We start from the raw sequence: 7,104 nt of genomic DNA, 5'->3' as shown, positions 1-7,104 counted from the left end.
CTTATGAGTCGATCCAGCCGAGCACAGCAGCGTCTGAGCCCACCGCGTCCGAGGTTAAATCCGAGCCAGAGTTCAAGCGCGGGCGGAAACCCAATTCAGATCGATCCCTCTCAACGGGGCATGGGTACGGGCATCGCTTGGGTGTTGCTGCTGATGCTAGGCGTCACCGCCTGGCGGTTGCTGGTGGCCGATCTGATGCCGGTAACGCGCGATGAGGCCTATTATTTCGACTGGGCTGGTCAACTCTCCTGGGGTTATTTCGACCATCCTCCCGCGGTTGCCTTGCTCGGACTCGGTGTCGTCATCGAGCCTGGCTCCACGCTGGCCAGCCGGCTCGGCGCCGTAATGTTTGGCAGCTTGGCGCTACTGGTGCTTTGGCGCCTCTATCACGCCAGTGGTCTACGCGCAGGTAACGGACTGCTGCTCGCGCTCATCCTCTCGGTCGCCAGCGTCCCTGGTCTAATCGCCGGCGTCATCACCACACCGGATAGCGTACTACTGCTATGCTGGCCGCTGGCCTTGCACGAAGCCCTGCGAGCACTCCAAGGCCAGCGCCGACGCTGGCTCACAGCAGGCATTGCCACCGGTCTTGGGTTGCTCGGTAAATACAGCATGGTCATGATCGGCCCGGCCTTTTTATGGGCGCTAGTGCGCGCCGACTCACATGCATTGCGAACGCCTTGGCCCTATCTTGGGGGGCTGCTCGCACTACTGGTGTTCGCGCCGAACCTGCTCTGGAATGCACACAATGATTGGCTGACCCTGCGGTTTCAGTTTGGGCATGGCTTTTCGACCGAGAGCGGCCTGATCCGGCTCGCGGCCGACGCGCTGCCTGCCGTTACTGGTGCCCACGCTTACACGCACGAGCTGCCGGCGCCGATGGAATGGGGAGAACGTTTGTCCAGCCTCGGTGGCTTCATCACCGAGCAGTTGCTGCTTTGGGGGCTACTGCTGGTGCCCATCAGCATCGCGCTTTCGCGCGCTGTACTAGATACTGATTGGCGTTCCTTTTGGCCGCTTGATTGGAACCTTAAAAGGCGGGATAACGGCAACGGGCTAGAGCGCGACTTAGCGTGCCATCCAAAACCTGATGGCATGATCAACGCGCTCGATCCCGCTGCGGTCTCGCTGCTAAGCGCGGCGGCCTTGGTGCCACTGGGCTTGTTTGCGCTGGTCGCGCTCGGCAGCGAGGTCGAGGCGAACTGGGCGGCGCCCTACCTCATCGGTGCCGCGCCCTTCGTCACCTTGCTGCTGCGGCGCTGGGGTGACAGTCGGGTTGACGGTCAGATGAGTGGTCAGGTTGACGGCTGGACCAGTGGCTGGGCTGGCGGTTGGGTTGGCAGCCGGACCAAGGCCAATGGCTGGTTTCGCGACTGGACGCTGATCGCGACCGCTGGCAATCTCGTTCTGGTCAGCGTCTATGTGCTCTACGCCATCACCGGCCTGCCACCCTTGCCGGATGCGGCCGCGCGCGTCCAGCGCGAGAGCCAGGGTTTCGAGGAACTGGCCGAGTATGCGGCGCGCTTACCGGAGCCGGTGATCGCCGATCGCTACCAATTCGCGGCCATGCTGAACTTCTACCAGCCGCAGCTCGCGGTGAGTCAATGGCCCGGCATCACCCGGCCATCGGAGTACGGACGCGGACGAATCGTACCGCTGCCTGACCCACAAGCCTTGCGGCAGACCGGCTTCTGGCTGTTGACGGGCAAGTTCTCGGCACCGGAGATCACCGGTTTCGAGGCGGTCGAGACCCGCAGCCTGTACAGCTGTCCCGATGGTCGCTTCACCGTGGTTGATGGTTCTGCGGCCTGGGACACCGGCGGCTGCGATGAGCCGGCTAATGTGTGGCGGCTTTATCGTTACCGTGTCACTGAAAACAGACTCGATGTGATCAATGAATCGCTCTCCGGGCGGAGACAGTCGTGGTCAAAGCCAAGGGTCAAAGCACGCGTGCCGCTACCTGCCGGCAGCGACACGCGTCAGTGACGGTTAATGCAGTGTCATCAGACAAACAGGCCATCGATGGGGCCGACGTTGATCCCCAGATCCTCGATCGTCTCGAATTGGCCACTGACAAGAATCAGGTCTTTCTCCTCCCCAGCGGTGATGAAGGCAAAGCGCGAGGTGAGCAGGTGAACGTCGTAGTCGTCATTCTCAAGCTGGATGCTGTCAACGCCGGCCTCGAAGTCCAAAATACGAGCGTAGTCGCGAGCGCCGTCGCCGATGGTGTCAAAGTAGAAGATGTCTTCCCCACCACCTCCGAATAAGAGATTGCCAAAGCCTCCGCGCGCGGCGATGATTTCGGCTTCATCCGATCCGATCAGATAATCGCGACGGCCGGCACTGCCCTCGATGAGCACTCGCTCGGGCTCTGGCGCTTCCGGCTCGAGCACAGCATCCGCACGGAAATCCAGGTTCTGGATCCGTTCATCGAGATTCCGTCCAGTATCGGGAATGGCAAACGCTTCGCCGCCGTTCGCTGGATTGAAGTGGTCGTTCAGATACTCGGCGAGCGCATCCTGCTCGGTGCCGTCAAACGCAAAGGTGGCCGCTCCGGTGAAGCTCTCATCCGCAACGCCATCGCCATCAATGTCGGTGAGGTCAATCCGATTGGCTTCAGGGCCGGATGGGAATGGGTACCCATCGCCGCCACCGGCGAGAAAGTTGAGGGTGACGACACGGAAGGTTTCGTTGGCGTCGCCGACAAGCTCGCCATCGCGAACCAGCTCGGCAATGAGGGTGTCGTTCTCGTCGACAATGGCTGCATTGAGGATGCGATCCCCTTCAGGCAAGTCCGCGTCGTAGGAGAACTTGACCCCGGAGACCTGAGGAAACCCACCCGCAGGATTCGGAAGCGCTTCCAAGCCATGCTCGAGTACGGCGACCAGTTCTGCCTTGGTCAGGGTTAACAGGCTGAGGCCATTGTTGAACGCCAGCGTGGTCTGGATATCGTTCTGGCTGATCCCGCCGGCTGGCTTGACGACGTTGCCATCGCCATCGATCACCGCTTCGTTCGGGGAACGCACTGCCTCAGTGCCACCAGGCGGCACGATGGTTTGACCGATCGAGGCCCGGATGCCGCCACCGTTCTTGATGGACACTAGTACGCTCTCGTCGAACTCCTTGGCGAGTGCCAGATTGGCATCCGCCGTCAGGTTACCCAGGTTGGTTTCCTGGGTGCGGACACCATCGGTGTCCTCGGCGGTGTCAATCCCGGAGCGGTTGCCGTTGAGGAACACGTCGGAGACGCCGAAGACATTGCTTTCGGTGGCGATGATCTGGGCCTCGATGGCATCGACAATGGCCTGAATCTCGGGATCGATCAGGTCTTCGGCATTCAGGTCAGCGACGCCCTGAGCGTCGGTGGCATAGGCGCCGGAAATGTCGGGGTCGTAACTGTCGGGGATAATATGGCCGTTTTCGTCGAAGTCGATCACCAAGCGGCCGACGTACTTGTAACTGCCGTCGGTATTGACCACCGCCGTTGTCACGCCATCGGCGTCGGTGACGAATTGGGGATACGGGCCTTGGTCACTGTCGCCATCGCGGATGCGATCGTTGTCGTCGAACAGCCGGGTATTGGAACCGCCAGCGACGATGATATCGACATGACTCAAGCGCTCGGCCAAGGCCAGCTCGATATTGAGCTGCTGCATATGCGCCAACAGCACGACCTTATCCATGCTGGGATTGGCCGCGAGCAGTGCATCGACCTCGGTTTGAATCTCGGCGGCCAACGCATCGAGCTGCGCGGGGGTTGGGTTTGTATCGAAATCAGCCGGCGCAATGGCCAGATCGCCGGGGCTGGAGATGATGTCGAGGGTCGGCGTGGTCGCACCGACGACGCCGATCGACTCACCGTGGACATCGATGACCACCGAGGAAGTCACGCTGTTGGCTTGCGGGGCTTGCCCGCCAGGCACCGCCAAGGGTGCGAGGTTGGCGTCGGTCGCGAAGTCGAGGTTGGTGGCCAGGTAGGGGAAGTCCGCTCCCGTGAAGTCCTGCCCGGCCAAGTCCGAGCTGCTGAGCGCCGAGAAGTCGCCGGTCGCCGAACCGTCGATCAAGCCGGCCAGCATGGCGGTGCCGAAGTCGAACTCGTGGTTACCAAGCGCGAGTGCCTGGAAACCCAGTTCGTTTTGGATCTGGATGTCCGCGATGCCAGCGGAACCAAACACCGCTTCGGAGGCATCGAAGAACAGACCGGGGATGATGGCGTCGCCGGATGAGAGCGTCAGGGTGTTATCGGGAAGACCGTCATTGCCGAGATCCTGATTCCGCAGGGCATTGAGCACAGCGGAGAGGTTCGGGGCATCCTGAATGGCTGCCACAGCGGCTTCTTGGTCGGCAACGTGGAGTAGCTCTAGGGTATAGGCGCGGTCTTCATTCGGCTCTGACTCGACCCCATACACCGTCGTGGTCCCGCTGACCTCGTTCGAGACCACCAGCAAAGGCTGGCCGTTCGGGCTCTCCTCAGCAGCGATGAAGGTCAGCCCCTCGGGGCCGAGATCGCCGACTTCGGGATTGGTCGAACCATCGGGCAGTTCGGCCTCGACGCTGAAGTTGCGGTTGTTGATGTAGTGGACGAAGAAGGCATTGGCCGGATCGGTGATGTCGTAGGTCATGATGCCGCCGACACGCTCCAGACCGATGAAGGCGTAGGTCTTGCCGTTAATCTCGCCAAGAGCGACACCTTCCGGCTCCGGGCCTTTGTTATCGCTGCGGCTCTCGAAGCTGTCGTTCTCGTCGTTGTTGGCGTTGAAGTCGTCAGGGAACCGCTGCGCGGTGATCTGCTCGAAATCATCGCCGCTGTTGAAGACCAGGTTGCCTTGGCTATCGAAGATGCTGAACGAGCGGCTACCGTAGGCGTAGATCTGGTCGATGTCGCCATCGCCATCGATATCGCCATCGACCGAGGAGATGGTGAGACGCCCAAGCTGGTCATTATCGGCGATGTTGGGAAACGCATCGGTGATGCTGGCATCGAGTGCAAGGCCAGCACGACCAAAGGAGGTGACATCGGCGAGATCCTTGAGGCGGATGGCATCGCCGGTCGCATCTTCATCGGCATCGCCGCGATCGTCGCCTTCATTGGCGGTGACATAGTAGGTCTCACCACCGACCTCGTAGAGGGCGAGCGCGTCCGGCATCTGCAGGCCAAACACCGGCCAGGGCTGGATGTTGATGCCGTCGTCGCGGTCACTGGGGTCAAGGCCATTACCGGGTTGGCTATGGTCGATCGGCGCGAGCGGCTGGATGTCAGTGACGGTCGCACTGGCGATATCGACCACGGCCACCGCATTCGCCTCTTGCAAAGTGACATAGGCCTGTGCGCCGTCAGACGTGATCGCCACGTATTCGGGCTCAACATCCGCAGAGAGGGTCTTGCCGGGAAAGAGCCGCAGGCCGGCGGCTTGCAGCTCAGCCTGTTGCGCGTTGAAGGCGTCGAAGGTCGCCTTTTGCTCGGTGAAGGTGGTGATGTCGATGATGCTCACCGACCCGTCCGGATCGATGTCGCCATCCGGCTCGCCTTCGTTGGCGACAACGAGTTTGGTGCCATCGGGGGTAAAGGCGACCATGTCGGGCAACGCGCCCACCTCGACCTCGGCGACCAAGCTGGGGTTAGCAAAATCGGTTTCGTTAGCGTTGAAGAACACGACCTTGCCGGGATCGGTCGACACCGGGGCTTCGATCGCCACCGCGACCAGCCCCCCCTTCACCGCCACACTGTTGGCCCCGGAGCCAAACGCAGAGGCATCGAGACTGCCGAGCTTGATGGGATTAGCGGGATCACTCAGATCCAGCACGTCGACCGTCGTGGCATTGGCGTTGACGACAAAGAGGCGCTGGGTCTCCGGATCATAGGCATTGATCTCTTGCGCGCCCTCGTCGAAGACGCCGGTTTGGTAGGTTCCGAGAGGATTCAGGACAATCGACATCGTCAGCTCCAACAGTTGATAACGAGATAGACAGAGGATTTACAGGGCGGCTGTAGAATTCATCTAAGAGATGCGCGCAAGCGTTCTCAGTGCGTTCGCAGGACTCATGGTAAAGCAGCGATGCTTTTCCGGCAACATTACAAAAAGATTACATTATTATGACGCAATATTTTCTTTTTCTTTATTTTTTGGTCACAATTATCTTTTCTACCGACAAAGAAAGCGAATGATCGACGTGGACTTTAGATTTTCAAAACAGCCTCTTAGGAGTTTCCTCACCCTCAGTAACTCCTCAATGAGTCATGGCAGCCGGGAATTGCTCGGCGTTAGCCTGGCGACCAGACATCCTCACCCTTTACCTTTACCTTGACCAGCCTTTGATTGACCTGCCGCGACCAAACTCCCGCACATTTGCGATACCGAGCGCACAGCTCTCATCGAGGAGTTGGTTCGCTTGATCGAAACCTTAGCTGAGACCACCAGCAGGCCTCGACCATCCAACAGCTGTGCGATGCAATCGCGGCGGTGAAAGGGAAAAAAGGTAAGCCTCGCTTCAGGCCCTGCCAAATGGAGCAGAAGGCCCGGCCATAGCGAGGAGCAGGACGACGAGGACAAGTCCACAGGCACTAGCAAGCGTCCGGGTTCGAGCAAGCGCTCGAAAACCGCACAGCTGACCATTCACGATCAGATCTGGACGCTCTATGCCAACCTCAAAGCGTGCACCCGATCCAACGGCCGTAAAAACGACATCCAGGTGACGTCAAATGGCGCAAGATCAGCGGTGGCTCGTGCAGTGCGCTCAGGCACCGCTGTCGCAATACCTTCGCCAGCATCAAGAAGACTTGCCGAAAGTTGGGCATTTCCTTATGGAACTACCTCAAAGACCACATTGTTAAGTGGCCGATACGATTCCGCCCTTGCCGGACGTCGTTCGTGAGCGGGCACGGCCTCTGCCATGCCATAATTGATTAACCGAAAAAAGAGCATTTCAACCGCAGATTATGCAGAAGATTACGCAGATTAACGCAGAGATTTCAATACATCGCAGCTGATCACTGCGTCACCTATTGGGTGCCATTGTTAAACCTGCTAAGAACTTATTTTGTATTGTTTTAATCTGTGTACATCTGCGTCATCTGCGGTTTATAGGATTAAGAGATTAATTTCC

2 protein-coding genes are annotated in these 7,104 nt (G+C 59.4%); one reads left to right on the top strand and one right to left on the bottom strand.

The features are described from left to right. Positions 1 to 1,986 (top strand): glycosyltransferase family 39 protein (locus tag VBE63_RS22965; protein WP_323685341.1); only part of this gene is annotated, 1,986 nt, incomplete at its 5' end. A 17-nt stretch (positions 1,987 to 2,003) separates the two neighbouring features. Here VBE63_RS22965 and VBE63_RS22960 read toward each other — a convergent pair. Beyond that, positions 2,004 to 5,936, bottom strand: a complete 3,933-nt coding sequence (locus VBE63_RS22960) for a choice-of-anchor I family protein (RefSeq protein ID WP_323685340.1) — start codon at positions 5,934 to 5,936, stop codon at positions 2,004 to 2,006. Between the last annotated feature and the right edge of the window lie 1,168 nt (positions 5,937 to 7,104).

The sequence above is a fragment of the Lamprobacter sp. genome, assembly GCF_034860625.1.
Classification (GTDB): Bacteria; Pseudomonadota; Gammaproteobacteria; order Chromatiales; family Chromatiaceae; genus Lamprobacter.
This window is presented reverse-complemented; position numbering and strand designations above follow the sequence as displayed.